This window comes from Streptomyces sp. NPDC101490 (assembly GCF_044767145.1).
Taxonomy (GTDB): domain Bacteria; phylum Actinomycetota; class Actinomycetes; order Streptomycetales; family Streptomycetaceae; genus Streptomyces.
The window spans coordinates 459,062-485,250 of sequence record NZ_JBIWNI010000001.1 but is presented as its reverse complement, the minus strand read 5'-3'; the positions used below and the strand labels follow the sequence as shown (position 1 = coordinate 485,250).

Genomic DNA, 26,189 nt, shown 5'->3' with positions numbered 1-26,189 from the left:
AGCCGGCGGACCAGCGCGACCGCGTCCGCGACGGCCCTGTCGACCCCCAGCTCCGCGCTTGCCTCGTACGAGGCGAGCACCAGGCCCGGAGAGGAGACGGGAGGGGATCCTGGACGGGGCCTTGCTCGCGCCGCTGCCGGTAGGGGGGATCGCCAGCCGCATCCCGGCGGGAGCGGTGGTGACCTGTCGGGTAGCCCGAGGACGTCCGGCACGACCGGCCGGCGACCGCACCGCACATGGGGCACTCCACTCGCCAGTACCACGCCCTGAGTACCTGATCCCTATGCCCCTGCGGCCTACGTTCGGTGCTGGGCGGTGCGGGTATCGGAGGTCACTCTGCTGATTCTGTTCCGCGAGAACTGTCCGAAGGGTCCGCCGGATGCGCCAACCCGGTAGCGGCGGCTCCCAGCAGACAGAGAGTGGATGCATGGTGGGGCCGGGGGGAGAGGGGATGTGCACCCAGGATGCCTTGCATACCGGCGATCTGGCATCCTGGCGGATCATGGCTTACTGGGATCCGATACCGTCTGTCCGTGTCCTGGTGGGCACGCCTCATCCGCTGTGGCAGGACGGCCTTGTGCGGCACGACTGGTCCGGGCCCGCGCCCGACGGCTGGGAGAACAGGGACTGGCGGAACGTCCCGGGCCCCTTCTACACGGCCGGCACCGACAACTGCTTCACCGGCAGGCTGTGCGCACCTGAGCATGTCGCATACGAGGACGAGTACTGCACCGAGTTCGTCTTCCGTCAGCCGGTCGAGGTCGCCGGCGTCCACGAGTTGACATGCGCCGGGGAGTGCGACCCCTTCGGGGCGTATGGAGGGGACGGTGACCGTCACTGGACCCCAGAGCTGGTCCGGGACTGGTGGAGTGAGCGCCGGAGAGCACGGGAGTGGGCTGTAGGGGTGGGGTGGGGCGAGTGGGCGGCTTCCGAGCGCGAGCAGTTCCGGGACACCGCCGCGGGGGCACGGGCGTACCTCGCCCACCTGGACCTCGGCCTTGCGGAGTACCTTCGCGACTACATGTTCTGGCTGTCCGAAGGCCGCCCAGCCGCCCCTGGTGAGCGCCTGCCGGAGCTCGGCGCGTAGGTACGGAGCGTGCAGGTCGCACCGGCCTCACCGCCACCCTCAAGACCTTCGACCGCCCGCAGTTCCTCGCCGCGTCGCGGGGAGCGGCGAAGCCGTCGGTCGAAGGAGAAAGCGCGGTCGGCGAGTTCGCGGCGAGCCTGTCCCTGGCGTTCGACGGCTGTGGCCAGGGCCGGGTCTCCCTGGCGGGGCGGGGCGACCGCGCGGTGGACTTCGAGGGCGCGGCGGTAGCCGGCCGATGCGGTCTCCCTTGTCTTCACCGGCCCGGCCCGTGCGACCGGACCCGGGGCTGGGCCGTCGGCGGCCGCCGGGGACGTCGCCATGGTGGTGGTGCGGACGGCGGGCGCCAGGACGTGCACAGTCCTGATGTTCACGCCGGGCACCCTCTCGTTGGCGGCCGAGATCAGCTACGGCACGCACCAGCGGGCCTGCGGGGTGTACGCGGGGACATCGGGGACGAAGTCCAGGCGGCCGGACTCCTCGTCGTACGCGACGGCCCGGACGTGCCCGGCGAGTTCGGGTGCAGCCGCAGTGAGGATGGTCTCCCACTGGGCCAGGACGCTGCCGCCGGCGGCCGGGGCGACCAACCCGCGCTCGGTCATCGTCATCGTGATTGCCGCGCCCAGTCTGCGCGGCTCGCGGTCGTCCCGCCGCAGAGTCGTGCCGGTACGCCGCTTCGGCTTCTTCGTCTGGGCGCCGTTCTTCTTCGCCGCCTCGCGGGCGGCGAAGAGGGCCTGGCAGGCGAGGTCGACGCCGGACAGCTCCGGTGCGGCGGTCACGCGATCACCTCCAGGATCTCGCTATCCAGCGGGCGGGCTGCGAGCTCGGGCAGGCGCTGCGACCACTCAGCGGGCCGGACCGGTTCGGGGCGGGCCTGGGTGCGCAGCTGCTCCAGCCGCACGGCGAGCAGGTGTTCGGTGGTGCGGGTCTGAGCCTTCGCGGCGGCCCCGGTCACGGCGCGCTGGGCGTCGTCGCTGTCGGGCAGGGCCTGGTGCCAGGGCCTGGCGAGCTCGGTGGCGTACGCCTGGCGGGCCTCGGCCTGGGCCTCCTCGCCGCGGCCGAGCATCGCCAGGGCCTCGTGCCGGCCCTCTGCGGCCACGCTCTCCGCGGCCACGAACGCGTTGTGCGCGTCGGCGTCCCCGACGACATCGGGGCCGGCCGCTTCCAACTCAGCCGGGTCGGTGATCTGCTGGAACTGCTCCCACCCGGCGGCGATAGCATCCGCGATGGCCGTACGGACCTCGGCGGCGACGGCAGCCGTCGGCCTGGTCGGCCGACCAGCCCGACGCGAGGAGACCGGCCTCGCCAATCAGGACCTCGACCTGCCGCCACTGACCGCACGCCTCTCACAGCCCAGCAGACCGCTCCGGCCACAGTCCCCGCTGCCGGACCGCCGCCTCGACCGCCGCCCCTCCCGCTCGACGGCGGCCCGCTCCTCCCGCTCCCGGTCTCGGCCTGACGAGCCATCAGGTCGGCGACCTCGATCGCGATCCGCACCCGCCACGCTCGGGCTCACCTCCGCTCGCGCGGAGAGCACCCGCCGTGGCCGCCCGGCGGGTTGGCGTGGTCCGTGCGCTCCGCGCGAGCGGAGGTGAGCCGCCGCCGCTGCGGTCGTACTGGTGCACCTACTCGCGGGCCTGGATCGACGCGAAGCACGCCTACCAGCTCAACGTCACCGCCACCGAGCGGATCGCGCTGCACGAGATCCTCGACACCTGCGACGCCGGCTGATGACCGGCCCGGAGCCGGCGGTGTGCCAGGACGAGGTCACCGCCGGCCCCGGCGGCGCGATGACCGTCGAAGTCGGCGTCATCACCGGAGACCTCACCCTGTGCACCAGCCACCGCACTGACGGCCTCGTCGACGTCGCCGTCCAGTACACCGGCGCCGAGGAGTGGTACACCCTCACCGGCAGCCCCGCCCCGTCCCCGACGGCGCCCTCCAGGACTTCCACACCACCGTCCTGACCGCTGTCGAGAACGGAGGTCAGGCCGAAACACCGGCCTGACCGCGGGCGGGCCTCGCCAGGCGGCGAGGCCCGCCCTCCTTGAAACCGGTCGGTACCGTCAGCCGCAGCAGGGTGCGCGCCGTGAGAGCTGCCCACCCTGCGCGCACCCGCCTGAAGGCGAGAGCCTCCCTCCGTACACCGCCGAACCTGCACAGCAGGTCAGGGGGGCGGTGTCTCCGGCGACTTCGCGACCTCGCGGGTACCGCGGCGTCAGGAGTGGGCGTGGCCGATCACCTTGGCGACGACATCGGTGATCAGCGGGCCGCATCCGCCGGGTGCCCGGCCGTCGAATTCGAGGGTGAAGTGGTCCTCGCTGCCGGTGTAGACCTGGAGCGCTCTGCTGATCGGGGCGAAGCGGGGTCCGACGGGCGTGTAGGAGTCGCCGACGGGGTCCGAGCTGGGCGGGGGGATGACCTGGGCGCTGTAGGACTGGTCGCCCATGTCCTTGGCGCACGCGGGGTCAGTGTTGCGCGAGTGCTTCCAGGTGACGCTGACGACGGAGCCGGGGTCCGCTTCGAAGTCCTGGGAGAGGGTGCCCGGTCCGATGTCGACGGCCTGGTAGGTGGACTGGGTGAGGGCGCGGCTGTACAGCGTCACCCCGCCGCGGGGGGTGGGCGCTCCGACCTGCCACGGGCCGATGTTCTCGCCGTCCTCGTACTCTACGTAGCCTCCCGCCGGGGCGTTCGGATCGTTGAAGGTGCCGTTCTTGATGAGGTTCCCGGCCGCCGCCGCAGGAGTGAGGGCAGCGGTGGTGGCCAGGATGGTGGCGCCCAGCAGGGCACCGACGGACATGCGCTTGTGCATGTGATTCCTTCATGTGTCGGGGGGGGCCGCCGCTTCACAGGTGCAGGGGCGGCGGTTGGGACGGGTTCCACCCATGCGGGCCGGGAACTGTGGCCGGGCTGGTGCTCGGGTCGGGCGCATCCCCGGGGCGGCTCGCACGTGGGAGCCGCCCTGGGGGGGCGTGGGCAGCGATGCCGATGGCGTTGCGGCGCCTTCGGCGGTTGGATGTGCCGCCCAGGGCCGGCTTAGGAACGCGTCGGCTGTTCACGCCTGGGCGGGCGGGTGTAGGGCGTCCCGGCGGGCATCACGGGTGGAAGCGACGACGGCGCAAAGCGCGCCGGCGGGTCAGATCGGCGGGCCCACCGGCACGGCGGCCGCCGTCGGAGGTGCGGTAGCCGCGCGCCGTGAGGGGGACAGCGGATGCCCTCGCCTCACGGCCGGCACCCGAGCGTCAGCTGCCGATGTCGAACAGCGGGACGATATGTCCGTGGGCCTCGGAGGGCAGGTACTCGTCGTTGCCCAGGTACCTGACCGAGTACCCGCCGATCTCGCCCTGGATGGCGGTGAAGATGCCGCTGATGCTGCCGCCTTCCATTTCGGCGATTCCCCTCGCGTCGGTCTGCGAGGTGCCCAGGCTCTCACCGCGCTTGCCGGCGTACCACTCGATGTCCTGCCAGGGCACAGGCTTGCCCTTGCTGGTCAGACGCGCTCTGCCCCGCGCGGACAGCCCGCCCGCGAGCTGGCCCTTCGTGGTCTCAGCCGTCAGACTCGTCGGCTGAGGCGCCTGAGCGGCCGGGGCCGGGGCCGGCTGCGACTTGGTGTCCTCGGGCGAAACCCTCTTCGGCGACATGGTGACTCCTTGCGATCGGATGATCCGCCCCTCATGGGCGGTCAAGGAATAAATCGCACGAACAAGCACATGTCACATTCACGTTTGAATAGTTTCACTACAATGTGTAATCAGGGGGTGAGTGAAGGCCGAGCACGCTCCGGAGCGCGCCCCCTAGCCCAGACGGACTTCACAACCGTACGAAGCCCCACTGGCGCAGACCGACGGCGAGCACGCCCCGCACACCACCACCCACGACCGGAACACCACCCACCCCGGACAGTGCGCCCCGCCAATCAGCGCACGCGCCGGCCGCCGCGTCGGGCAGCACCGGCAGCGCTCCCAGTCGGATGGGCCCGAAGCGCCGGCGGCCGCAGAAAGGCGCCGCCCCGGGCGTACTCTCCGCGCAGGCGGAGGTGAACCACTGCGGTCTCCGTCGAGGGTGGGGCGGCCGATGTCCTCTCCGGATCCATCCCCGCGCGCGTGGGGATGGATCCTGCACCTGACGCGTCACGGCGACCGCGAGGACCACGGCGTGGCCGCCACCGCTGTCCGGCTGCGCGAGCTCACCGCCACCGACGGCTTCGCCTACCTCACCGACACTGCCCACTCCATGGCCGCCCTGCCCCTGCCCGAGTCCTCGCCCGGCAGGAGTATCTGCGCAGCGGTCCGGACCTGCCCTGAGAGGTGTAGGCGGTCCCGGACCGACCCGGTCCGGGACCGCTGTGCTTGTCAGTGCGACGCCGAGGCTCCCGTCCTGCCCACTCTCGGGTCCGATGCTCGTGCGGGCGGCGAACCGGGCCCTACGGGACGGACAGTTTGCGCTCCGGCTTCCCGCTGCTCGGATCGAGGCGCACGGTCGTCACCTCGCCCTCCCCGGTCGTGAGGACCAGGGAGTCAGGTCCCGACCAGGCCACCTCCGCCAGTACGCCGTCGGCGGCGTCACCGTTGAAGGTGCCGACGGTCCAGTGGAACGCGGAGAGCCCAGACCCGTCCACGACCGACACCCGCCACAGCGGGTCGATCATGGCCGAGCCCTCCTCTACCACGACGTACCGATTCACGCCGTCCGGGGCCGCCGTCCGGCCCGTCTCCTCCCAGCCGGCGCTCAGCATCGGGAAGAGGACCACCCTGAACGAGACAGCAGCCACCGCCGCGACCACACACACCGCAAGCACCCACCTCCGGACCGCGCCCCGGGCCAGCAGTCGGGCCGCCGTGCCGAACAGCGCGACCGCCACCAGAAAGCTCGGCCACCGGTACTCGAAGGCGCCGGTCAGGACAAGCAGTCCCGTCGACTCAGCGAGGCGGGGCCCGACCAGGCAGCCGACTCCCGTCACCACTCCACCGGCCAGCAGCACCCGCCCGAAGGTCCGGTGCCGCAGGCGATCCGTACGCACGTCCGCAGTCATCGTCACGGGCCCATCCTGACAGGCCCGTTCAACCGCCCCGGGCCCTACTGCTCCCCGCACGCGCGGGGGTGTTCCGCGGTGGTCACCGGCACCGTCGCGCTCGGACAGGTGGTCCCCGCGCGAGCCGGGGCGTTCCGTCGAATCCGGTCTCCCGTCGTTGCCATGCTCGCCGGGTGCCGTGGGACACGAGCCGGGCCGGGCGGGCCCGGTTCTGGGCCTCGTACCCCGTGCTCATTTCCTGTGCGCGCTGTCCCTCTCAGGGGGCAGGAGGAGATCGTTCCGTGGGGCGATGTGGTCACCGTGCCGGTCGGGGAGGCTGTCGGACAGGACCGGCGAGAAGAGGAATGGGCCGCATGGCAGCGACGACGTCACCCGACTGGAACACCGTGGGCATCCTGGGGACCGCGCGTGGTGCGCGCTCCAGCACCGGCGGGCCCATCGGCAGTGAGCACCTGCTGGCCGGGATCACCTCAGGCAAGGGGGCCGCGCGCGAGGCGCTCGGGGCCGAGGGCGCGACCAAGGTCGCGCTCCTCGCGGTGCTGCGGGACCGGATGGACAGGGACGACGCCTGGCGCTCCGACGACGACGCGGAGCACGTCGTCACCGAGCAGGACGTCCTCGGAGCGGAGGGCGAACGGCGTACCCGCTACACGGGGGCGGCGGCCAGGGCGCTGACCGCCGCGATGGAACAGGCCCGGCGGGAGGACGTCAAGAAGTTCGGTGCCGCGCATCTGCTGCGGGGTCTCCTCGAAGAGGACAACCGCGCCGTGGAGGCGTTGGGCGCGTGCGGGATCGCGCCGGGGGCCGTTCTCGCCCATCTCGACGACGGAACCGGCCGGACCGGCACAACCGGCACAACCGGCGGACCCAGCGCACCCAGCACCACCGGCACAACCCGCACAGCCAGCGCACCCGGCGCCCCCGGCGGCATCGAAGGCATCGGCGGCACCGACCCCGCCGACAGCCGGACGGACGGCCTCGACCCCCTCTTTCACGCCACCCGCGATGTCCTCCTCGGCCACGACCACTATCGCCGGGCGCCCTTCTGGACGCGGTGGCTGCTCAAGTTGGGCGGCGTCAACTGGGCTTCACGGCCCGCCTCGTGGGTCAGGATGGAGACGTACGAGCAGTCCCGCCGGCTGGGCGGCGGAACGGCGGGCACGGAGCACGTGCTCCTCGCGGTCCTGGCCACCCATGAGGTCGCGCTCCGGTACCCGCACCTGGCCGGGGAGAGCTCCCCCGGCCACGGCTCCCCTTATGCGGGCGGCGAGCGGCTGGTCCAGCTGGGCGTCGACTACGCCTCGGTGTACCGGGCCCTCACCAGCGGTCGACCTCGCCTGACGTCCGACGCCCGGCCCGTCGAGCAGTACCTCGGCGGGGCCTTGGGCCCGGATCCGAAGAGGACACCTGGAGCCGCCGCCCGTTCCGGCGGGGAACAGCCTGCCGATCCGGGTACGGGCCCCCTGGTCGAGGCCCTCCTCGCGGAGGGGACGCGCGCCCGGCAACTGGTCGACGCGCTGTCCTCCCCGTCGGGCGACTGACCGGACGGGCGGCTCCGCGCCGCCGGGGCCCTCCCGGGGCGAGCCGTCAGAGCCAGCCGTTGCGGCGGAAGCCCCGGTGGATGAAGAGACAGGCGGTGGCGATGACGCAGAGGACCAGGGGGTAGCCGTAGGTCCAGCGCAGCTCGGGCATGTGCTCGAAGTTCATGCCGTAGACACCGCAGACCATCGTGGGGACGGCGACGATCGCGGCCCACGCGGTGATCTTGCGCATGTCCTCGTTCTGGGCGACGGTGACCTGTGCGAGGTGGGCCTGGAGGATCGAGTCGAGCAGGGTGTCGTACGAGGCGATCTGCTCGGTGACCCGGGCCAGATGGTCGCTCACATCACGGAAGTACGCGCGGAACTCCGGCGCCACGATCGCGACCGGCTCCGTCGAGAGCCGTTGGAGCGGCCTGCCGAGTGGTGTCACCGCCCTTCGGAGTTCGAGGAGTTCACGCTTGAGCTGGTAGATGCGGCCCGCGTCGGCGCGGTCGCCCTGCGGGGAGAAGACGGCGGTCTCGATCGCGTCCAGATCGTCCTGTACCGCGTCGGCGACGGCGAGGTAGTCGTCCACGACATGGTCCGCTATGGCGTGCAGCACGGCGGAGGGGCCCTTCGCCAGGTGCTCCGGCTCCGCCTCCAGCGCCTCGCGGAGCGGGCCGAGTGATCCGTGGCCCCCGTGACGGATGGTGATGACGAAACCGGGGCCGGTGAAGGCCATCAGCTCTCCGGTGTCGACGACCTCGCTGGTGGCGGTCAGCTCCTCGTGCTCCACGTAGCAGACGGTCTTGAAGACGGCGAAGAGCACGTCGTCGTACTGTTCCAGCTTCGGCCGCTGGTGGGCGTGGACGGCGTCCTCGACCGCCAGCGGATGCAGCCCGAACAGCTCGGCCAGGCCCGCGAACTCCTTCTCCGTCGGCTCGTGCAGACCGATCCAGACGAAGGAGCCGTCCTTCTTGCGGACGTGCCGTACGGCCTCCTCGGCCGACCGGACCCCGTCCCGCCGCACCCCGTCGTCGTAGACCACGCAGTTGACGACGGCACTGCCGAGCGGTGACCGCGCCGGGTGGCTCAGATCGACCGTCCGCCGGTACGTCCGGCTGACGGCACTGCGCAGACGGCGAATCATGGACAACTGGGGCTCCTTCGGCAGACCGGCGGTCAGTCTGCCAGTCCACTCCGGCACACGACAGACATTCACGGCGCGCCGACGCCACCGGTCCGGACGACCGACCGGACCTGAGCAGGGTGCGACGCGAGGAGCAGCCCCCGCGCGGTCGGGGCTCGCCGTAAGGAGAAGGTCCCCCCTTACCGGCGGAAGGCGAAGGGACCTTTACGGACCGCCGGACACAAGGGAGTCCAGCCCCGGACGCGCCGGGTGCGCGCGGGCGGAAAGCCCCCAACGGGCCAGGGTGTTGGGGCACGGGTCACGGAAGGAGAAGGCTCCGGTGCGAGCCGGGGACCCCGTCACGCCTCTCACCCCTCGTGGCTCGCTCCCATCCCCTCCCTCCGCGCCCCGCCCGCCCACGCCTCCGCCGCCACGAAGCGCAGGTTCCGTTCCAGCAGTCCCTCGATCACTGCGGGCAGGGCCGCCACGCTCTGGCGTCGGTCACCACCGCCGTCGTGCATCAGGATCAGGGAACCCGGCCGGGTGTGGTCCAGCACTGTCCGGGCGATCTTCTCCGGGCCCGGGCGGGCCCAGTCCCAGGAGTCGACGTCCCACAGGGCCAGCGCGGGCCCGCCGGACAGGAGTTCACCGAGGGCCTCCGGGGTCCGCGCGCCGTACGGCGGACGGAAGACCGCCGGGACCCGGCCCACCGCGCGCGTGAACGCCTCGTCGGTACGCTCCAGTTGGAGCCGGAACTGGCGAGGACTCAGATCGGGCAGGAACGGGTGCGACCAGGTGTGGTTGCCGAGGCTGTGTCCCGCGTCCACGATCCGCCGCACCTCGTCGGGGAGCGCGTGCACATGGAGGCCCACGCAGAAGAAGGTGGCGTGCACCTCGTAGCGGGCAAGGATGTCGAGCACCTGGCGGGTGAAGACCGGGTCGGGACCGTCGTCGAAGGTCAGGGCGACCTCGTGACGGTCGCGCGGACCGTGACGGAACCACCTTCCCTCCCGGGCGAGTTCGGCCTCGCGCCCGGCGCTGCGCCCGATGCCCCCGTGGTAGTCGTCGTCACGGCCGGTCTGGCCACCGCCCTCCGCCGTCAGCGGAGCGAGGGACGCGAGGTCGGTCCTGGCCCGCTCGGCGAGGGCACGCGCCGGTACGGAGCCGAAGTCGGGGCGCTCGGGGAGCACCCAGGGGTCGGCCCGGTAGACCGTGAGGCCGGCCGACGTGAGAAGTCCGTCCACGAGGCCGTTGGTGCTCTCCACGACGACGGCGCGGGGCGGTTCGGAGGCTGTTCCGGGCGCTTCGAGCCAGGTGATCAGCTCCGGTACGCGCTCCGCGCCCCAGCGGGTCGGAGCCGTCGCCCGGTTCCCTTCGGCGTCGATGACCTCCACCTCGTAACCGTCGGCTGACCAGGCGATTCCCGCGTACGACATGCGTTCCTCCTCAGGATGGGGAATGGGGGATGAGGGATGGAATGGGCGTGGGCGTGATGTGGAGATGAGGGTGAAGGTGGGGACAGGGGGACAGGGGGACAGGGGGACAGGGGGCATGACTGCGGGTCCGAAGGCGGAGCCGCGCCCGCGCGGACCGTGGGCCCAGGACGGCGGTGACGTACGGGCGGCCGACGGATGCACGGCAAGGGGCGACGAGAGACGAAGGGACGACGAGGGCGGGGACGGGGGCACCTACGGGCCGGTACGGGCAGTGCGGGTACGACGCCCGGACGGTGGCCGCGCGGCTACGGCACCGGCGTGTGTGGCCGGTTCCGGCCCCCGTCCGACGGGCCCGTCTCGCAGTGCGGATAGGTGCGGAAACGGAACTGATCCCGAGTCAACTGACTTCGGTTTACCGAAGAGTTCACCGGTACATGGCCTCTGACGAGCGGTTTTGCCGCCGTGCTCCGGTTCCGGCGGGGCACGGCCGACGCTCCCGATCCCCACCGATGTCCACGAACTCTCCATCATTGCGACACAAGTACGACAGTGGCGCGCTATGGTTCCCATGCCCTGCCGAAGGTCCAGACCATACCTAAGGGCAACAACCGTGCGCCATGCCCGTGAACCCTCTCCTGTGCCACCGCATCCCCCGGCTCGACGACCGACGGGGGACACGCTCTTGGAGGACATCATCAACGCCAGGACCGCACCGCTGACCGTCCCCGACCTCCTCGACTCCCGGGCCGCGAAACAGCCCGAGCGGGTCGCGATCGAGGTGCGCGGTGGCGGTTCGCTCACCTACGGGGAGTGGCGCGAGCGGGCCGTCCGGGCGGCACGGGGACTGGCCGAGGCGGGCGTCCTCCCCGGCGAACTCGTGGCCCTGCGCTTCACCGACCGGGAGTGGGACGGCTACGCGGTCGCCGTCCTCGCCGTCCACTACGCCGGGGCCGCGGTGCTGCCGCTGCGCGCCGACCTGACCGCACCGGAGGCCGTACGGCTCGCCGGGGTCTGCGCTGCCACCAAGGTCCTGCGCGGCACCGAACTTCCTTCACTGGAAGGCTTCTTGGGCGGCACGGACCTGTCGCTGGCCGACGTCGAGGCGGCCGGTGGCGTTCCCGGTGGGGCGCTCGACCGGGGGCTCACGGGTCCCGCCCCCGGCGACCTCGCCCAGGTCGTCGGCACCTCCGGCACCACCGGTGACTCCAAGGGCGTCCGCGCCTCCCACGCCAACCTCACGGCGGGTCTGCGCCTCGACCCGCGCCCCCGGCCCTACGCCCACTCGCGCCACGCCCTGCACTCCTTCCCCCTCGGCACCAATGCCGGGCAGGTGATGCTCATCAGCGCCCTCACCGGCGCGCCCACCACCGTGGTCCTCCCCCGCTTCGACGCCGACGAGTTCGGCCGGGCCATCGAGGAGCGGGACATCGGGACCGTCTTCCTCGTCCCGTCGATGGCGATCGAACTGCTCAACTCCGGGGTGCCCGACCGGTACGACCTCTCCGGTGTCCTGCTCCTCAGCTCCTCGGCCGCCGCCCTGCCCGCGCCCGTCGCCCGCGCCCTCACCGAGGCGCTGCCGAAGGCCACCGTCGTCAACGTCTACACCTCGTCCGAGTCCGCCCCCGCGCAGCTCTCCGCCGTCGTCGGCCAGGCTCCGCCGGGCGCGGTGGGCCGCCCCACCGATCCCCGGGACCTGCGGATCCTCACCCCGGACGGCGTCCCCGTACCGGCCGGAGAGACGGGGGAGATCTGGCTGCGCCAGCCCGGCCCCCCGCGCTCGTACGCCGGTGACCCGACCGCCGGTACCACGGTCTTCCGCGACGGCTGGGTACGGATGGGCGACCTCGGGCGGCTCGACGAGGACGGCTATCTGCACCTGGTGGACCGCGAGAGCGATGTCATCAAGTCCGGGGCGCTCAAGGTCTCCACCCTCCGGATCGAGGACGCGCTGCACGAGCACCCGGACGTCGCGGACGCGGCGGCGCTCGGCGTGCCGCACCCGGTCATGGGGTCCGTCCCGGTCGCCGTCGTGGTCCCCGCAGCCCACGGTCTGGACGTCGACGCGCTGCGGCTCTTCCTCAGCACCCGGCTCGCCCGTGCCGAGCTGCCCGTGCGCGTCCTGCTCTCCGACGACCTCCCGCGCAACGCCTCCGGCAAGGTGCTCAAGCGCCGACTGCGCCCGCTCTTCACGACGGACGAAGCAGCCACCCCCGGTGAGGCTGCCGCCACGGGCGGGGCAGCCACCCCGGGTGAGGGGCCCGCCACGGGCTCGACGGCCCCGGCCGCCGCCCGGCCGCCCGGCACCCCCACCGAACTGCGCCTCGCCGCCCTCTGGCAGGAGATCCTCGGCCGCCCGGTACGGGACACGGCGGACGAGTTCTTCGCCCTCGGCGGCGACTCCTTCCGCGCGGTGCACCTCGCCACCACCCTCGCCGACCGGTTCGGGGTCGACGCCGGCGTCGACCTCGTCTTCGGCCGCCCGTCGCTGCGCGCCCAGGCGGCCTGGCTGGACGGGGAGAAGGCACGGGAGCCGAGCACGGACGCCGACACCCCCGAGGACCCGGCCGGGGGCCGGGCAACCGCTCCCGCGCTCCCGCCCTATCTGCGCGCCCTGCGGGCCCAGCACCACGAGGTCCCGCTCACCAGCCAGCAGGAGAACTTCCTCTGCTGGATGGCCGAGGCGGACGGGCGGGACGTGGGAGCCGTCACCGCCCTGTTCCGGGTCACCGGCCCGCTGGACCGGGACGCCCTCGGCCGCGCCCTGGTCGCGCTGGTGCTCCGCCACCCGGCCCTGCGGACCCGGTTCGTCGCGGTTCCCGGCGAGGTGAAGGGCCTGGCCCGTACCGTCCTCGACGAGGAGCCCCGCGCCCGGGTCACCCTGCGGGACGCCCACGGCGCCACCGACGAGGACGTGAACGCCCTGCTCATCGCGGAGCGCGACCGGCTCACCGACCTCGCGGTGGATCCGACGGCCCGGCTGCTCGTCGTCTCCCGGGGACCCGAGGACCACGTCGTCCTGCTCGCCGTGCACCACATGGTCGCGGACGGCTGGTCGATCGGCGTCCTCCTCCGCGAACTCGGCCTCGCCTACGACGCGTTGCGCCGGGGCCGGGTCCCCCGGCTGCCCGAGCCCGGCCTGCCCTACCCGGAGCTGGTGCGCCGGTCCAACGAGCGGTGGGAGAGCGGCCGACGGCACTTCGCCACGGTGCTCGCGGGCGCCCCGTCCGCGCTCGACCCCTTCCCCGGGCGGCGCGCCGTCGACCGCGTGCACACCGTCGCGCACCCCTTCACCGTCGCCTCCGGTCCCGCCGGGCGGCTGCGGGAGCGGGCGGGCGCGCTCGGCGTCACCCCCTTCATGGCGGTCGCCGCCCTGTGGAGCGGACTGCTCACGGCCCGCGCGGACCGCGCCGACCTGGTCCTCATGACTCCGGTCCCCGGCCGGACGAGCGCGGAGGCCGAGCAGGCCGTCGGCTGTCTGGTTCAGTCCCTGCTGGTGCGCGTGGACTGCTCGGGAGGGCCCGGCTTCGCCGAACTGGCCGAGCGGGTCAGGCGGGCCGCGACCGGGGCGCTCGACCACCAGATGTACCCGTACGCCGAGTTCAGCCCGCACGTCGTGGCGTTCCCGGCCTGGCTGCGGTACGAGAGCTGGGCCGCCGGGGCCCATCTGCCGGGCCTGCTCTGTGAGCCGTGGGAGCTGCCGCGCGGCACCACCGTGCCCTGGCCGCTGCCCGGCGGGGACCTCGGGGTGCCCGAACTGACCGTGGTGGAGCAGCCGGACGGTTCGCTGAACTGCTGGATCCAGTACAACGCGCTCGCCTTCGAGGAGCCCGTGATCGCCGCGCTGGCCGAGGAGTTCCGCGCGGCCCTCACCACGGCCGCCGCCGCTTCCTGACCCGCCCCGGCCCCGCGCGCCGCCCCGACCACGGCGCCGCGCGGGGCGCAGCCCGTACCGTCCGACGTCCCGCCCTCACGGCGGGCCCCTCCCGGCCGTCGCCCGGCCCGCCCGTCAGCCCGCCCCGACGCCCCTTCGCGTACGTCACCGTCCCGACACCGGCCACCGACCACCGGCGTCCACGACGACCGCGGCCCACCTCCGCCGCACCCCTCCCGCCGTCAGCGCCGACGCCGGTCCCGTACCCGTGCCGTCGTGCCGCCCTGTCCGCTCCGCGTCGATCCGCGCCGGGCAGGAGTGCGGGCCCATCAGGCTCCCGGCAGTACCGCACCGCCCGTTCCTCTCTCCCGTTCCACTCGCGCCACGCCTCCCGGCGCCGCACAGACCGAGGAAGACCCGTGACCAGCACCCCCGCCAGCGCCGCCCAGCAGGGCATCTGGATCAACGAGCGGATCGCGCCGCTCGGCTCCGTCCACCACATGCCCTTCACCGTCCGCTTCGAAGGCCCCCTGGACACCGACGCGCTCGCCGCCGCCTGCGCCGACGTGGCCGACCGGCACCCGGCCCTGACCCTGACGGTCCGGGAGGAGGACGGCGTCCCCCTCCTCTCCCCCGGACCGGCGCCCTCGCTGACCGTGCGCGACACCGCACCGGACGAGCTGCCCGCCGCGCTGGCCGCCGCGAGCGCGGAACCCTTCGACCTCACGGCGGGACCCCCCGTACGGCTCACCCTGCTGCGCACGGACCCGGACCACGCCACCCTGCTGGTCGTCGCGCACCACATCGCCTTCGACGGCACCTCCACCGACGTGTTCCTGACCGACCTCGCGGCCTGCTACGCCCACCGCACCGGAGCGGGACCGGCCCCGGCCACCCCCGAGGACCCCTCGCTCCTCCACGCCTCCGACCTTCCCGGGCCCGACGCCGACGCGTTCGCGGAGGCGTCCGCCCACTGGGCCGACCGTCCGCTGCCCGGCCCCGCGGTACTGCTGCCCGGTCTCGGCACCGGCCCCGGAGACGACGACGGCGTGGGTCCGGGGGCGGCCGTCGACTTCGACCTCGACCTCGACCTCCGCGCCGACCTCACCGACACCGCCCGGAAGCTCGGCGTCACCTTCTTCGAACTGCTCCTCACCGCCGTGCACACCCTCCTGCTGCGGTACGGGAACGAGCGCCCCGCCGTCACCGTCGGCCTCGGCACCCGCGCACCCGGCACCACCGACCGGATCGGGATGCACGCCAACGAGCTGCCCGTGGTCACCTCGCCCGAACCGGGCACGTCCTTCGGCGAGTTCGCCCACACGGTCCGTGACGAACTGCGCGGCCTCTACCCGCACCGCCGGGTCCCGCTGTCCCGCGCAGTCCGGGGCCTGCGGCCCGGGCTCTCGCTCGCGCCCGTCATCCTGACGTACCGCGGCCGGATCGCCCCCGTCGTCTTCCCCGGCGTCCGCGCCACCGTCGACTGGACGCTCTTCCCCGGCACCGCGCGCGGCGCCCTCCGGTTCCACGTCCTCGACGGCCCCGACCGGCTCCGCGTCCTGCTCACCCACCGTACGGACCTGCCGTCGCCGGTCCGCGCCGAGCGGGTCGGCGCCCATCTGCGCCGACTGCTCGCCTCGATCGCCGCCGCCCCCGGCACCGCGCTCGCGGACCTGCCGATCCTGGACGAGGCGGAACGCGCCCCGCTGCGCGGACCCGCGCCCGCCGCCGAGGCACCCGCCGCCACCCTGCCCGCGCTGCTCGCCCGTTCCTTCGCCGCGCACCCCACGCGGCCCGCCGTCACGGACGGCGGACGGACCCTGGACTACGCGGCCCTGGCCACCGCCGCCACCGGCCTCGCCCAGCGGCTCACCGCCGCCGGGGCCGGGCCCGGGACCGTGGTCGCCGTCTGCGCGGAGCGCTCCGCCGAGATGCTGACCGCCGTGCTCGCGGTCACCCTCGCCGGGTGCACGTATCTGCCCGTCGACCCGTCCTACCCGGCGGACCGCGTCTCCCTGGTGCTGGGGGACGCCGGAGCCCCGTTCGCGCTGGCCCAGCGGAGCACCGCCCACCTGGTCGAGGGACACGGCCGCACCCTCCTGATCGACGACCTGTTCACCGGCCGGGCGACCGAAGGAGCCGAAGGGGCCGAAGGGGCCGAAGGACCGCCGCTGCCGCTGCCCGCGCCCGAGGACCTCGCCTACCTCATCTACACCTCCGGCTCCACCGGCCGCCCCAAGGGGGTCGAGGTCCCCCACGGCGCACTCGCCCACCTCCTCCTCGCCTTCCGCGACACCCTGTCCTCGGGCCCCGACGACAGCTGGCTCGCCGTCACCTCGCTCTCCTTCGACATCTCCGCCCTGGAACTCCTGCTGCCGCTGATCACGGGCGGCCGGGTGGTGATCGCGAGCGAGACGGAGACCCGCGACGGCCGTGCCCTCGCCGCCCTGGTCGAACGGCACGGCGTCACCCACGTCCAGGCCACCCCCTCGGGCTGGCGGCTCATGCTGGACGGCGGGCTCGACGCCCCCGCCCTCACCGCCCTCACCGGCGGCGAGGCACTGCCCCTCCCGCTCGCCCGCCGGCTGCGCGCCCGCGTCGCACGGCTCTGGAACGTCTACGGGCCGACCGAGACCACCATCTGGTCCACCGCCGCCGAAGTGCCGCCCGCACCCGACGAGGTCACCATCGGCCGCCCCATCGCGGGCACCACGGCCCTGGTCGTCGACCCGACGGGACAGCCCGTACCGCACGGCGTCACCGGAGAACTGGCCCTGGGCGGCGCCGGACTCGCCCGGGGCTACCGCGGCCTGCCCGAGCGCACCGCCGAACGTTTCGTCACCGACCCGGCCACCGGCACCCGCCACTACCGCACCGGCGACCTCGCCCGGGTCAGGCCCGACGGCGCGCTCGACTGCCTCGGCCGCCTCGACGACCAGATCAAGCTGCGGGGCCACCGGATCGAGCTCGGCGAGATCGAGGCCCGGCTCCAGGAACACCCGGCCGTGGCGTCCGCCGCCGTCTCCGTCCGGGGCGACGACGGCGACCCGGTCGGCCGTATGCTCGTCGCGTACCCGGTCTGGCGCCCGGAGGCAGCCGCGCCGACCAGCTCCGAGCTGCGCGCCTTCCTCGCCCTGACCCTGCCGGACGCGATGATCCCCGGAGTCGTCCAGCCCCTCCCCGCCCTCCCCCTCACCCCCAACGGCAAGACGGACCGCGCGGCCCTGCCGGAGCCCGTCCGGGGCACCCCGGAGACCGCTCCCCCGGGCGACGCGCCGGACGCGGACGACGGCTGGGAGGAACTGGCCGCCGAGATCGCCACCATCTGGTGCGAGGTGCTGGGCCTGCCCGCCATCGGCCACCACGACGACGTCGTCGACCTCGGCGCGCACTCCCTGACGATCACCCAGGTCGCCGCCCGCATCCGGGACCGTCTGGGCGTCGACGTCCCCCTGCACGTCTTCTACGAGGAGCCCACCACGGTGGCCACGGTCACCGACGAGGTCGTGCGCGAGCTGCTGGCGGAGGAGGAGGCGTGATGAACCCCCCGCACTTCCCCGCCCCGGGAACGCGGACGGTCCCGGGAGCCCCCACGGCCGGGCCCACCGCCCCCGTACCGGGGGCCCACGTACCGGCCGCCCCCGCACCGGGTGCCTCCCTCCCGCCCATCTCGGTACCGGCCGTCACCGCGTCCGCCGTCACCGCCGCTCCCTCGGCGTCCGTCGTCGCCGCACCGGCGGGACCCACGCCCACCGCCCCCGTACGGTCCGTGCCGCCGGGCCCCGTACCGTCCGCGCCCCCGGTCTCCGGGCCGCCGACGCCCGTACCGTCCCCGTCCACGCCGTCCCCGCCGTCCGCGCCCCCGCCCGCCGCCTCCGTGCGAGCGGCGGCGACACCGGCACCGGCACCGGAGCGTCCCGCACCGGCGGACGGCCGACCCCTACCGTCCGTGTCGAAGCCCACCGCACCGGCCCGGACACCTCCGGCCACGCCGCCAGGGTCCGCCGCGACCCCGCCCCGGCGGGCGCTCAGCGGTGACCAGCGCGCCCTGCTCGCCCGGCGGCTGCGGGAACGCACCGCCGCCGCGGCCGCCCGGCCCACCGGCATCCCGGCCCGCCCGGACGACGCCGTCCCGCCGCTCTCCCTCGCACAGGAACGCCTGTGGTTCGTCGAGCAGTTGACCCCCGGCACCGCCTCGTACGTGCTGCCCACCGCCGGGCGGCTGCGCGGCCCGCTCCGGGTCGAAGCCCTCACCGAGGCGCTGCGCCTGACCGCCGTACGCCACGACACCCTGCGCAGTTCCTTCCCCGTCGACGAGGACGGCGCGCCCCTGGTGCGGATCGCGCCCGCCGACGGCTTCACCGTGCCCTGGCGGACCCGGGACCTGTCGGACGTCCCGGCCGGGGGGCGGGAGGCCGCCGCCCGCGCCGCCGTCGAGGCCGAGGTGGCGCGCCCCTTCGACCTCGCGGACGGTCCCCTGCTGCGGGGCCTGCTGCTGCGCCTCGCCGACGACGACCACGTCCTGGTGATCTGCCAGCACCACCTCGTCGGTGACGGCTGGTCCGCCGGAGTGCTCCTGGACGAACTCCTCGGCGGATACGACGAACTGGCCCGGGGCACCACCCCGGCCCCGCCCCCGCTGTCCGTCCGCTACGGAGACTTCGCCCACTGGCAGCGCGAGCGCCAGGAGTCGCCCCGCGCCGCCGACGAACTGCGGTACTGGCGCGAGACCATGACCGGGGTCCCGCCGCTCGACCTGCCCACCGACCGGCCGCGTCCCGCCCTGCCCGGCCCCGGCGGAGCGACCCACTCCTTCCGGCTCGACGCGGACACCCACCGGGCCGTCCGCGCGCTCTCCCGGGTCCGGGGCGCCACCCTCTACATGACCCTGCTCGCCGCCTTCCAGGTGGTGCTCGGACGCTGGTCGGGGCAGCGGGACTTCGCCGTCGGCACCCCGTTCGCGGGCCGTCCCACCGAGGAGACCGAGGGCCTGATCGGCCTGTTCAGCGCGATGCTGCCGATCCGGGCCGATCTCGGCGCACCCGATTCCGCGTCCACGCCGGATCTCATGTCCCCCTCCACAGCGGTGACTTCACCGGGGAGCGGGGCGGTCGGCCCCGACGACGGCGCGGGGCCCGACTTCGCCACCGTCCTGGACCGCGTCCGTACGGCCTCGCTCGGCGCCCAACAGCACCGCGAGACACCGTTCGAGCGGCTGGTGGAAGCCCTCGACCTGCCGCGCGACCTCGGCCGTCCGCCGCTCTTCCAGGTCTCCTTCGCGCTCCAGAACCATCGCGCCCAGGCCGTCCGTCCGCACGACCTGGAGTGGCGGACCTTCCCCTTCGAGGGCAGCGGCGTCCATCTCGACCTGGGGCTGTACTGCACCGAGACCGAGGACGGTCTCGACGCCTTCGTCACCTACCGCACGGACCTCTGGGACGCCGACACCGTCGCCCGTCTCGCCGGGCACTGGCAGCGCGTCCTGGCCGGGGCCGCCGCCGCGCCGCACACCCCCGTCGACGCCCTCGGCCTCCTCACCCCGGGCGAACGCGACCGGGTGCTGTACGAGTGGAACGACTCCGGCTCCGCCCTCCCGGCCGCCGCGACCCTCGCCGACGCCGTCACCGCGCAGGCCGCCCGCACCCCCGACACGGTCGCCCTGGTCCACGAGGACCGCACGCTCACGTACGCCGAACTCGACCGCCGGGCCAACCGGCTCGCCCGGCTCCTCCGCGCCTCCGGCGCCGGACCCGACCGGCTCGTCGGCGTCTGTCTCGACCAGGGCCTCGACCAGGCCGTCTGCCTGCTCGCGGTCATGAAGTCCGGCGCCGCGTACGTGCCGCTCGACCCCGAGCAGCCCCGCGAACGCCTCGCCCACATGCTGACCGACTCCGCGCCGGTCGCCCTCGTCACCACCTCCGTACGGCGGTCGCTGCTGACGGCGTCCGACGCACCCGTCCTGCTGCTCGACGGACTCGCGGACCGGCTCGCGGCCGTCCCCGACACCCCGCCCGGGGACGGCTCGGGACCCGACCACCTCGCGTACGTGATCTACACCTCGGGCTCCACCGGCACCCCCAAGGGCGTGGCCGTGCAGCACCGCCAGGTGCTCACCTACCTCGCCGGGGTGCGGCAGCGCTTCGCGGAGGCGGGGCTGCCGGACGGCGCCCGATACGTCCTGCTCCAGTCGCTCGCCTTCGACTTCGGGCTGACCACCCTCTACCTCTCGCTCACCACCGGCGGCACCCTGCACCTGCTGCCCCCGCGCACCCCGGGCCCCGAGCTGGCCGCCTATCTGGCGGAGCGGCGCATCGACTGCGTCAAGCTCACCCCCTCCCATCTGGCCGCGCTGGGCGCGGAGGTGGAGGACCCGGCGGAGCTGCTGCCCCGGCGGCTGCTCGTCCTGGGCGGGGAGGCGTCCGGCTGGGAGTGGGCACGGCAGCTCGCGGTGGCGGGAGCCCGTACGGGCTGCCGGGTGATCAACCACTACGGGCCGACCGAGGCCACCGTGGGCGCCACCACCCACCTCGTGGACCCGGACCGGCCCGCGGGGGGACCGACCACGCCCATCGGGCGTCCGCTGCCGGGTGCCCGGGTCTATCTGCTCGACGCCCGGCGGCAACCGGTGCCCGCCGGGGTGCCGGGGGAACTGTGGATCGGCGGCGACCGGCTGGCGCGCGGCTATCTGGGTCTGCCGGAGCTGACGGCCGACCGCTTCCGCGCCGACCCGTTCGCCTCCGGCCCTCCCGGAACCCCGGGCGAAGGTGCCGGAGAAGCGGCGGCGGGGAGTCTTCCGCCCCGTATGTACCGCACCGGGGACCTCGCCCGGCACCGCTCCGACGGCACGGTCGAGTTCCTCGGCCGCGACGACCACCAGGTCAAGATCCGTGGCTACCGGGTCGAACTCGGGGAGGTCGAGGCCCATCTCGCCCGGCTCCCCGGAGTGGCCCAGGCCGTCGCCGCCGCCAGGGGGCCCGCCGGGGAACTCGTCCTCGTCGGCTATCTCGTCCCCGCCACGGACGAGACCCCGCCCCCGGTGGCCGAACTGCGTCGGCTGCTGGCCGAGAAGCTGCCCGACTACCTCGTTCCCTCCCGCTTCGTCGTCCTGCCCGATCTGCCCCGGCAGGCCCACGGCAAGGTCGACCGGCGGGCCCTGCCCGAGCCCGGCGCACCCGGGCCCGGTGAGGGGGCCGTCTGGACGGCCCCCTCCACTCCCACCGAGGAGGCGATCGCGGCCTGCTGGGCCGCGCTCCTGGGGCTGGAACGCGTCGGCGCGCACGACGACTTCTTCGATCTGGGCGGCCACTCGCTCCTCGCGATGCGCATGGTGGCCGCGCTGCGGAAGCTGCTCGGCGACGAGGCCGGGATCACCCTCGTGGACGTCTTCCGGGAGCGGACCGTCGCCGCGCTCGGCGCGCTCGCCGACCGCTCCGAGTCCGAGCGCGGACCGAGCAGGCTCCTCCATGAGCTGACCCCCCGGCAGCCCGCCGACCGGGTGACGCTCTCCCTGGTCTGTCTGCCGTACGGCGGTGGCAGCGCCATCGCCTACCAGCCCCTCGCGGACGCCCTGCCGCCCGGCGTCGCCCTGCACGCCGTCGCCGTTCCCGGGCACGACCTCGGCATGTCCGAGGAGTCGCTGCCGCTGGAGGAGGTGGCCCGCCGCTGTGTCGAGGAGGTGCTGAGCGGGGTCAGCGGACCGGTCGCGGTCTACGGCCACTGCGGGGTGGGCGCGGCGCTCGGCGTGGAGGTCGCCCAGCTGCTGGCGGCGGCGGGACGGGAGCCCGCCGCCCTCTATCTGGGCGGGATCTTCCCCTTCGCCCGGCCCACCGAGGGCCTGCTGGGGCTCCTCGCCCGGTTCTCCGTGCTCGACCGGCGGCGCAGCGGACGGCTCCATCTGAACTGGCTCCGCTCGATGGGCGCCGATCTGGAGGGGCTGGATCCGGAGCAGTTGGCCACGATCGTGCGGAACGTGCGGGAGGACTCCCGCGCGGCCGAGGCGTACTTCACGGAGCGTCTGGCACGGCCCGCGCCACCGCTGGCGTCCCCGGTGGTCTCGGTGATCGGTTCGGCCGACCCGGGGACGGAGTTCCACCGCGAGCGCTACCGGGAGTGGGGCTTCGTCGGCTCCACCACCGCCGTGGCCGTACTCGACGAGGGCGGCCACTACTTCCTCAAGCACCGCGCCGAGGAGCTGGCCGAGATCGTCACCACCGTCCACCCGGCAGTGGCTGCGTCACGCCCCGCGTACGGCCCGAAGGGCCCGGCGGGCGGGGCCGAGGCAGTGGCGGCCGAGCCGGAGGGCATGGCAGGCGGAGCCGGGGCCCCGGAAACCGAAGAGGCCGAGGAGGCCACGGGGACCCCACCCGTCACGAAAGCCGAGGGGGCCGAGGAGGCCACGGGGACCCCACCCGTCACGGAGACCGAGGGGGTGGAGGGAGCCGAGGGAGCGGAGGGGGCCGAGGGGGCCGAGCACCCCGACGTCACCGCCCTCACCCGGGCCCGTCGACCCGCGCGCGCCACCTGGTGGCTGGACGGTGTGCACCACGCACCCGCCGCCGGTGAACGCGCCGCTCCCGCCACCCGGCGCGACACGCGCCGGTTCGTGGCCGTCGCCGCCTCCCAGATGATCTCGCAGACCGGCTCGGCGCTGACCGAGTTCGCCCTGCCGCTGTGGATCTACCTGTCGACGGACTCCATCGCCTGGTTCGGCCTCTTCGCCGTCCTCGGCATCGTGCCGGGGCTGCTCGCCGCCCCCGTCCTCGGGAGTCTGGTCGACCGGGTCGACCGGCGCCGGGTGATGCTGGTCTCGACCCTGGTCTGCGGCACGTCCGAATCGGTCCTCGCCGTGCTCCATCTGTTCGGGAACCTGCGGCCCTGGCACGTCGGGGTGCTGATGGCGATCCTCTCCGTCTCCCTCACCGGGCAACGGCTCGCCTTCCAGTCGGCGATCCCCCAGCTCGTACCGAAGCGCTATCTCGGCCATGCCAACGGTGTCGTCCAGATATCCGGCGGCATCGCCCAGGTGGTCGCCCCGCTCGCGGCGGTCGGCATGCTCGCCGCCATCGGTCTGGGCGGGGTGCTGCTGATCGATGTGATCAGCTGTGTGGTGGCGGCGCTGGTCCTGCTGACCGTCCGCTTCCCCCGGACGCTGGCGGCGCGGCGGCGCGAGACCCTGAAGCAGGAGATCACGGCCGGGTTCCAACTGGTCTGGCGGCGGCCCGGGTTCCGGGCGATGCTGATCTTCTTCGCCGTGCTCAACCTCTTCCTGCCGGTCCTCTTCCAGCTGGTCTCCCCGCTGGTGCTCGGCTTCTCCGGGCTCGGCACGGTGGCCACGGTGTCCCTGGCGGGCGGGCTCGGCGCGATCGGCGGCGGGCTCGCGATGGGCGTCTGGGGCGGACCGCGCCACCGCCGGATGCGCGGGATGCTGCTCGTGGTGCCGGTGCTCGCGTTCTTCTCCGTCCTGACCGGGCTGCGCCCCGACCTCCTGGTGGTCTGCGCCGGGGTGTTCGGCATGTCGGCGTCGCTCTCGCTGCTCAACGGCATCTACCTGACGATCATTCAGGTGAAGGTGCCGCAACGCTTCCACGGCCGGGTGATGGCGCTGAACCAGCTGGTGGCGTGGTCCACGCTGCCGGTCGGCTTCCTGCTGATCGCTCCGTTCGGCAGCCGGTTCCTGGAGCCGCTGATGGTGTCCGGCGGCGGTCTCGCCGACACCGTCGGCACCGTCCTGGGCGTGGGCGAGGGGCGGGGCATCGGACTGCTCTACGCCCTCCTCGGGGCCGCGATCCTGCTCCTGGCGGCGGTGTCGCTACGGGTGCGGGTGCTGGCCCGGTTCGACCGGGAGGTGCCGGACGCGCAGGCGGACGACCTGGTGGGCCTGGCCGCCCTCACCTCCGGCCGCGCCACCGATGCCCCCGCGACCGCCACGGCCCGGACCGGCCGAACCGACTGAACGACCTTATGTGACAAGGGAGTACGGGTACGGGGTCGCTCGCCGCACGGTGAGCGGCCCCGTACCGCGTCCGTACCGCGTCCGTACCAAGAAGTGCCGGGCGGCAGCCGCAGGGCGAATCGGCGGACGGCACATTCGCGGGAGACGCAGCCGCCGAGGGAGACGGGGCCCACCGGGAAGTCCTCCCGGAGCGAGGCGAGTCGTGAGGCCAGGCGTACCGGTCGAACCACACGGCCAGTCGGAGTCCGGCTCTCCCGCTCCCCGCACCGCCGTGTGCGCCGTCCGTCGCCGTACCCGGGCGGAGAGGCCCGGTGTTCGGCACCTCGATCCGACCGACCGGCCCAGACCGAGCCGCACGCCGGATAGCGGGGCGCTTCGGCGGGGTAGGTGTTGCCGGGCGGCCACGGAGATCTCGACGGCCCTCCCTCCGTGGTCCGTTGGCGTCCACGACCCGATCGCCGACGGGCACCCGGCCCGGCCCCTCGGAGCCGTACCCGAACCGGGTCCGCGCCGTCCCCGCACCCGCACGCACACCCCAAGGAGCACCCGAGTGAGCACCCAGCCCCCGCCGATCGTCCTCGACCCCACCGGTGCCAACCGTCAGGCCGAGAGCGCCCTGCTGCGCTCCCACGGCTCCGCGGTCCGCGTCGACATCCTCGGGGTGACCGCCTGGTCCGTCACCGACCCCGATCTCCTCAAGAAGCTCCTGACCAGTGACGACGTCTCCAAGGACGCGCGCGCCCACTGGCCCGCGTTCGGCGAGGTCGTACAGTCCTGGCCGCTGGCCCTGTGGGTCGCGGTGAACAACATGTTCACCGCCTACGGCCACGCCCACGCCCGGTTGCGGCGCATGATCGCCCCCGCGTTCTCCGCCCGCCGTGTCCAGGCCCTCGCTCCGTTCGTCGACACCACCGTCGATTCCCTGCTCGACGAACTCGAAGCGCTCCCGGGCGGCGGGACCGTGGACCTCCGCGACCGCCTCGCCCACCCGCTGCCCATCGCCGTCATCTGCCGTCTCATGGGCGTCCCCACCGAGCGGCGCGAGGCCTTCCGCACCGTCGTCGACGGTGTCTTCGCCACGACGCTCACCGCCGAACAGGCCACCGCCAACGCCGGGGCGCTGCGCGGGATGCTCGACGAGCTCATCACGGCCCGCCGCGCCGAACCCGGGGACGACCTGACGTCCCTGCTCGTCTCCGCCCGTGACGAAGAGGCCGAGGACGGACGGGGGCTGAGCGACGACGAACTCCGGGACACCCTGCTGCTGATGATCAGCGCCGGGTACGAGACCACCGTCAACGTCATCGACCAGGCCGTCAGCCTCCTGCTCGCCCACCCGGAACAGCTCGACCGCGTCCGGGAAGGCCACGCCGACTGGAACGACGTGGTCGAGGAGACCCTCCGCCTGGAACCCGCCATCACCCACCTGCCGATGCGGTACGCCGTCCGGGACGTCCACCTGCCCGACGGCGGGGTCATCCCCAAGGGCGAGGCGATCCTCGCCTCCTACGCCGCCGCCAACCGTCACCCCGCCTGGCACGCGGACGCCGACACCTTCGACATCACACGGGTGACGAAGGAGCACCTGGCCTTCGGTCACGGCGTCCACTTCTGTCTCGGCGCGCCCCTGGCCCGCATGGAGCTGGCCGCCGCGCTCAAGGGTCTCTTCGGCCGCTTCCCCCTGATCGAACTCGCCGTCCCCGCAGAGGAACTGGAGCCGCTCGGTTCCCTGCTCAGCAACGGGCACAAGACCCTGCCGGTCCGTCTCCGCCCCTCGGAAGGACAGCCGGACAGTACGCCCTCCGCGACCGTGCCGCCGAACTGGCGCTGATCGGCCTCGCGATCTCACCGCGCGGCCGCCGGGAGGACGAGGAACTCGTTGTCGACCTGGGCATCGCCTCCGCGGGAACGGCTCTGCGCGCCTCGCGGTGGTCAGGCAGCCTCGGCGGACCAAGCGGCGGACCTTCTTGCCGGTGTGGGCGGAGAGGCTACGGCCCGGCGGGATCGCGGCGAGCGCCGACAGGCCTCGGCCACCGTCGGACCGCCGGGCCGCCGGGCCGCTCTACGGTGGACCTCCGCTCCCCGCTCCGGTCTGCCCCCACGGCAGGGCATCCCGGCGGCGCGGGGGCGAACCGGGCCGGACGCCCTTCCCCCGTGCCGGGCCC

At 73.9% G+C, this 26,189-nt stretch carries 15 protein-coding genes; 8 read left to right on the top strand and 7 right to left on the bottom strand.

What is annotated here, in order from left to right; genetic code table 11:
* The first annotated feature begins 541 nt into the window (after positions 1 to 541).
* The gene (locus ACIRQY_RS02020; RefSeq protein WP_403921699.1) at positions 542 to 1,087 is read left to right on the top strand and encodes a ferredoxin; all 546 of its coding nucleotides are present in this window, start codon (positions 542 to 544) and stop codon (positions 1,085 to 1,087) included.
* 404 nt (positions 1,088 to 1,491) lie between these two features.
* On the opposite strand, the gene ACIRQY_RS02015 is transcribed toward ACIRQY_RS02020, so the two are convergent.
* Together ACIRQY_RS02015 and ACIRQY_RS02010 are read right to left on the bottom strand one after the other, a co-directional pair.
* Entirely contained in the window at positions 1,492 to 1,863 is a 372-nt protein-coding gene (locus ACIRQY_RS02015; RefSeq protein ID WP_403921697.1) for a DUF721 domain-containing protein, read from the bottom strand.
* Positions 1,860 to 2,393 carry a hypothetical protein gene (locus tag ACIRQY_RS02010; RefSeq protein WP_403921696.1) on the bottom strand — a complete coding sequence of 178 codons (534 nt, stop codon included), beginning with the start codon at positions 2,391 to 2,393 and terminating at the stop codon, positions 1,860 to 1,862. Before ACIRQY_RS02010 ends, ACIRQY_RS02015 begins: the two co-directional genes overlap by 4 nt.
* Positions 2,394 to 2,647: 254 nt before the next feature.
* On the opposite strand from ACIRQY_RS02010, the gene ACIRQY_RS02005 reads away from it, so the two are divergent.
* Positions 2,648 to 2,815: a hypothetical protein gene (locus tag ACIRQY_RS02005; protein ID WP_403921694.1), complete on the top strand. Its 168-nt coding sequence runs from the start codon at positions 2,648 to 2,650 to the stop codon at positions 2,813 to 2,815.
* Positions 2,815 to 3,051 (top strand): hypothetical protein, encoded by a 237-nt coding sequence (locus tag ACIRQY_RS02000; protein WP_403921692.1) that lies wholly within the window; start codon positions 2,815 to 2,817, stop codon positions 3,049 to 3,051. Before ACIRQY_RS02005 ends, ACIRQY_RS02000 begins: the two co-directional genes overlap by 1 nt.
* 251 nt (positions 3,052 to 3,302) lie before the next feature.
* On the opposite strand, the gene ACIRQY_RS01995 is transcribed toward ACIRQY_RS02000, so the two are convergent.
* From ACIRQY_RS01995 to ACIRQY_RS01985, 3 genes are all read right to left on the bottom strand, one after another.
* Complete coding sequence (locus ACIRQY_RS01995) at positions 3,303 to 3,896, bottom strand: hypothetical protein (RefSeq protein WP_403921690.1); 594 nt, start codon at positions 3,894 to 3,896, stop codon at positions 3,303 to 3,305.
* A gap of 430 nt (positions 3,897 to 4,326) precedes the next feature.
* Positions 4,327 to 4,725 carry a hypothetical protein gene (locus tag ACIRQY_RS01990; protein WP_403921688.1) on the bottom strand — a complete coding sequence of 133 codons (399 nt, stop codon included), beginning with the start codon at positions 4,723 to 4,725 and terminating at the stop codon, positions 4,327 to 4,329.
* A gap of 782 nt (positions 4,726 to 5,507) precedes the next feature.
* Positions 5,508 to 6,122, bottom strand: a complete 615-nt coding sequence (locus ACIRQY_RS01985) for a hypothetical protein (protein ID WP_403921687.1) — start codon at positions 6,120 to 6,122, stop codon at positions 5,508 to 5,510.
* 347 nt (positions 6,123 to 6,469) lie between these two features.
* Here ACIRQY_RS01985 and ACIRQY_RS01980 point away from each other — a divergent pair, with 347 nt between their 5' ends.
* A complete protein-coding gene (locus tag ACIRQY_RS01980; RefSeq protein ID WP_403921685.1) occupies positions 6,470 to 7,657 on the top strand; it encodes a Clp protease N-terminal domain-containing protein in 1,188 nt (395 codons plus the stop codon).
* 46 nt (positions 7,658 to 7,703) lie between these two features.
* Here the strand turns inward: ACIRQY_RS01980 and corA are convergent, their stop codons facing one another.
* Positions 7,704 to 8,786 (bottom strand): magnesium/cobalt transporter CorA, encoded by a 1,083-nt coding sequence (gene corA / locus ACIRQY_RS01975; protein WP_403922274.1) that lies wholly within the window; start codon positions 8,784 to 8,786, stop codon positions 7,704 to 7,706.
* Positions 8,787 to 9,133: 347 nt separating this feature from the next.
* Positions 9,134 to 10,201: a polysaccharide deacetylase family protein gene (locus ACIRQY_RS01970; protein WP_403921684.1), complete on the bottom strand. Its 1,068-nt coding sequence runs from the start codon at positions 10,199 to 10,201 to the stop codon at positions 9,134 to 9,136.
* 682 nt (positions 10,202 to 10,883) lie between these two features.
* Here ACIRQY_RS01970 and ACIRQY_RS01965 point away from each other — a divergent pair.
* The 4 genes from ACIRQY_RS01965 to ACIRQY_RS01950 all read left to right on the top strand — a co-directional run bounded on the left by ACIRQY_RS01965 (position 10,884) and on the right by ACIRQY_RS01950 (position 25,855).
* On the top strand, positions 10,884 to 14,093 hold the full coding sequence (locus ACIRQY_RS01965) for an AMP-binding protein (protein ID WP_403921682.1): 3,210 nt from the start codon (positions 10,884 to 10,886) through the stop codon (positions 14,091 to 14,093).
* 398 nt (positions 14,094 to 14,491) lie between these two features.
* Positions 14,492 to 17,611 carry an amino acid adenylation domain-containing protein gene (locus ACIRQY_RS01960; RefSeq protein WP_403921680.1) on the top strand — a complete coding sequence of 1,040 codons (3,120 nt, stop codon included), beginning with the start codon at positions 14,492 to 14,494 and terminating at the stop codon, positions 17,609 to 17,611.
* Positions 17,612 to 18,021: 410 nt separating this feature from the next.
* A complete protein-coding gene (locus tag ACIRQY_RS01955) occupies positions 18,022 to 24,024 on the top strand; it encodes an amino acid adenylation domain-containing protein (RefSeq protein ID WP_403921678.1) in 6,003 nt (2,000 codons plus the stop codon).
* Between the two features lie 550 nt (positions 24,025 to 24,574).
* Entirely contained in the window at positions 24,575 to 25,855 is a 1,281-nt protein-coding gene (locus ACIRQY_RS01950; protein ID WP_403921677.1) for a cytochrome P450, read from the top strand.
* Positions 25,856 to 26,189 lie beyond the last annotated feature (334 nt).

What these genes read in the sequence shown, in the direction of transcription:
- ACIRQY_RS02000 (WP_403921692.1), top strand. Translation starts at nt 2,815, where the DNA reads ATGACCGGCCCGGAGCCGGCGGTGTGCCAGGACGAGGTCACCGCCGGC.
- ACIRQY_RS01995 (WP_403921690.1), bottom strand. Translation starts at nt 3,896, where the DNA reads ATGCACAAGCGCATGTCCGTCGGTGCCCTGCTGGGCGCCACCATCCTG.
- ACIRQY_RS01990 (WP_403921688.1), bottom strand. Translation starts at nt 4,725, where the DNA reads ATGTCGCCGAAGAGGGTTTCGCCCGAGGACACCAAGTCGCAGCCGGCC.
- ACIRQY_RS01980 (WP_403921685.1), top strand. Translation starts at nt 6,470, where the DNA reads ATGGCAGCGACGACGTCACCCGACTGGAACACCGTGGGCATCCTGGGG.
- corA (WP_403922274.1), bottom strand. Translation starts at nt 8,786, where the DNA reads ATGATTCGCCGTCTGCGCAGTGCCGTCAGCCGGACGTACCGGCGGACG.
- ACIRQY_RS01970 (WP_403921684.1), bottom strand. Translation starts at nt 10,201, where the DNA reads ATGTCGTACGCGGGAATCGCCTGGTCAGCCGACGGTTACGAGGTGGAG.